Annotated in this window: 2 protein-coding genes; one reads left to right on the forward strand and one right to left on the reverse strand. The window is 67.9% G+C overall.

The window, feature by feature from the left end; genetic code table 11:
* Nucleotides 1–53: 53 nt before the first annotated feature.
* Nucleotides 54–815 carry a hypothetical protein gene (locus tag ACFWGJ_RS42875; RefSeq protein ID WP_387334387.1) on the reverse strand — a complete coding sequence of 254 codons (762 nt, stop codon included), beginning with the start codon at nucleotides 813–815 and terminating at the stop codon, nucleotides 54–56.
* A 194-nt stretch (nucleotides 816–1,009) separates the two neighbouring features.
* On the opposite strand from ACFWGJ_RS42875, the gene ACFWGJ_RS42880 reads away from it, so the two are divergent.
* On the forward strand, nucleotides 1,010–3,181 hold the full coding sequence (locus tag ACFWGJ_RS42880; protein ID WP_387334388.1) for a hypothetical protein: 2,172 nt from the start codon (nucleotides 1,010–1,012) through the stop codon (nucleotides 3,179–3,181).
* Nucleotides 3,182–3,300 lie beyond the last annotated feature (119 nt).

Here is a 3,300-nt window from a genome sequence, read left to right on the forward strand (position 1 = left end):
GCACAGGCCCCTCCGGCGGGCTGCCGAACAGGTCGTGCGGCAGCCCGGGGACCTCACTTCACCACGACGTTGTCCCCGGCCGAAGTCGACGGTCCGGTGGTGGTGTTTCCGTAGTACACCCAGCGCCATGTGCCGGTCTTGGATGCCTTCACGGTCGTCCTGAGATTGCCCGAGCCGTTCGCGTACACCTTCTTCACCGTGGTGTAGGTGCCTCCGGTGGGCTTGAACTGCAGGGTCACCTGGCGGCCTGCGTAGGAGACGTACTTCCTGGTCTCCCAGTTGGCTCGCGTGACCTTTCCGGTCACGGTGATCGTGCTGCCCTTGGTCACCGGCTCGGGCGAGGCGTTCACCGTCAGACGGGAGTTGCGCTTGACGTAGGCCGTCAGGCCCTCGTCATCGGTGTCACCGCCGCCGCCCTGGAAATACACCTCGGCCGCGACCTTCCATGCTCCGGCCTCGCTGTTGCGCATGTCCCACTCGCTCGGGTCGAAGAACATCGTCTCCGTGAAGTCGCAGACGCCCGAGCTCACCTTGTCGCAGTCACTCGTCTCGATGGCGTGCCACAGCCGTTCGTCCGCATTGCCGCGGTACAGGAACACCGCCGGCCACTTCCACTGGCGAGTGGTCGCCATCCGGAAGGAGGCGGGCACCGCGACCTCCTTCGACACGCCGATCACGATCGGCTTGCCGCCGTTCACCTGGACGCGGGTGAACGAGACCCCGCCTTCGGCCGCGCCGGCCGGTACCGCGGCCACACCGGTGAACACCGCGGCCGCGCCCCCGGCCACGACAGCTCTCCAGAGCTTCTTCCCCACCTGATCCCCGATCTCTGTACTGCAAGACGCCGGAGACTCGTCCTCCGGCGCGTTCTTCAGACAACCGGGATCCGGACGGGGTTGCACACCAGCGGATCACGATCAAGCATCAGACGATCTTCGCCTCACGGGGCGATGCGCCGGCCCCGAAAACCCCTGTGCGTATGTTCGTACATCTCTGCGATCATCCCTCAATGGCCCACGACTTCGACGCACTGGTCATTCGGCACACTCACCGTCTTCCCTCTCCCCGGGGCTCCGCCGGTCAAGGGGAGGTCGTGGCGCGGCAGTTCGACGCGGCGCTGGCCTCGGTGGGCTTCAAGTTGTCCGCTCAGCTGCTGGAGCGGCTGTCGGGACTGTCCGAGGCCGCTGTCGTCCACACCGCCAGGCGGACACTGCGCACGGTGAGTGAGATGGTGGGCGACCACGTCAAACACAACTCGTACTTCATCGACTTCCCGGCGAACGTGCCGGACACCGAAGAATTCTGGATGCGGTGCGTGACGAGGGCTCTCGCCGACGACACGTCGCGCGAGAGCGTGCTGAAGCAGCTGACGCACGGGGTACTGGATCTGCTCAGCCTTCCTGCGTACGGCCGCTACCAGCACACCTACGAGGAGATGCTCGCGGCGCAGGACGAGCTGATCGCCTCGGCGGGGGACCGGGTGACGGTCCTGCACCTCGGCCGGGACCTGGACGACGAACTCACAGGCCTGTACCTGGGTCTGGCCGGCTCCCCGACGCCCCTGGGCGAGGAGCACCTGCTCGACCTCAAGGCCCTCGCCGAGCGGTGCGCGCTCGGCCCGCAGCCCGAGTCGATCCCGGTCCGGGAGAACCGGGCGGCCGTCAACGCCGCCCGTCTCGCCGTCGGTGCGGACCTCCTGCTGGACACCGTCACCGACGTGCTCCGGCTGGCCTGCGCACTGTCGGGCGGCGACGTGACACTGCGGGAACCGACCCGGTTCCGTACTCTGTCGCGTCCGTACCGCCGTGCGCTGCTCGCGGGTCTCGACACCGTCATCGCGGCGAACCCCGCCAAACTGGCCGATGTGCATGCCCACCGGGAACCGTTCAAGCGGCTCGGTGAGCGGCTGCACCCGCACGAGTACCCGCGCTGGCCGTACGCAGCCGACGTGTTCGCGGTGGCGCGCGGCGAGAAGCCGGCGCGGTCCTTCGACAGCCGTGTCGGGGAACGGCTCGACGAGTACGACGTCCTCGGTGCGGTGCGGCTGCTGCAGTCCGCCCCCGGCAAGCTGTTCCGTTCGCTTGACCTCCTGCTGCGTACCGCCGTCGACCAGGAGGCGCGGGACGCGGTGGTGGCCGCCGCGGTGCGGGTCGCCCCCGAGGTCTCCGGTCGGGTCGTGCTCTCCGTCCGCGAGCACTTCCACAACCGGGAGCGGGAGACCGGCGAAGCCCGCATCTTCATCAACCGCCGCGGTCGCGGCTGGGTGACCCCTGACGTTCGGCCGCCCGTCCCCGCCGCCGACCGCGACCGTCTGGTCGGCGCACTGGACGCCGAGATGCGCCGCAGGCTCCCGGCGCCACGCCGGCTGCTGCTCGACCCCGACGTCCTCGACGTGGCGCTCCCGCTCAGCGGCAGGGCGACCACGGCGGGACTCGGCGTCCTGCCGCGCGGTTCACTCTCCACGGTCGACGGCGAACAGCTCCGGTTCTTCGTGTACTGGAAGGAGACCGGGAGACGGACCGACTACGACCTCTCGGCGCTGCTGCTCAACGCCGATTACAGCACCCAATCCTGGCTCTCCTACACATCGCTCACGGTTGCCGGCGCCGAGCACTCGGGAGATGTCACCGAAGCGCCCGAGGGAGCCTCGGAGTTCATCAACGTGTCATTGGGCCGGGTACGCAGCACGCTCGTCGTTCCGCAGGTCAACATCTTCACCGGCGAGGGCTTCGATGAGGCTGCCGAGTCGTTCTTCGGCTTCATGCTGCGAGACGGTGAGCAGAAGGGCCGGCCGTTCGAGCCGCGTACGGTGCGAATGAAGTCGGAACTGCGCGGCGCGGGCCGAGTGGCGCTGCCGCTGGTGTTCCGTCGGGAGGACGACGGGCGGTGGCGTGCGAAGTGGCTGCACCTGTACCTGAAGGGCATCTCGTCCGCCAACCGGGTCGAGGAGAACCAGGTGTCGGTGGCCAAGCTCGTACGTGCTCTGGTGCAGCGTGAGCAGTTGACGGTGCGGTACCTGGTGGAGCTGATGTCCGGTGACGCCACGGTGGTGGACCTGTGGGACGGCGGACCGGTCCCGGACGAGCCCGTGCTGTACATCGGCATCGAACGACCCGAGGGCCTGCACCCGGACTCCAAGGTCATGACCCTGGAAAATCTGCGCGACGTGATCCCGGGCTGAGTGCTAGCGTTGATCACGGTGAGGCCATGAAGGGGCTTCCTTCTCAACTTCCTGCAATGAAACAAGCTCTTTCGCTTTCCTCACCGTCGAACTGCTCCGGGCGGTGCCCGCGCTCACCA

This window comes from Streptomyces sp. NPDC060205 (genome assembly GCF_042728395.1).
Taxonomy (GTDB): Bacteria; Actinomycetota; Actinomycetes; order Streptomycetales; family Streptomycetaceae; genus Streptomyces.

What these genes read in the sequence shown, in the direction of transcription:
- ACFWGJ_RS42880 (WP_387334388.1), top strand. Translation starts at nt 1,010, where the DNA reads ATGGCCCACGACTTCGACGCACTGGTCATTCGGCACACTCACCGTCTT.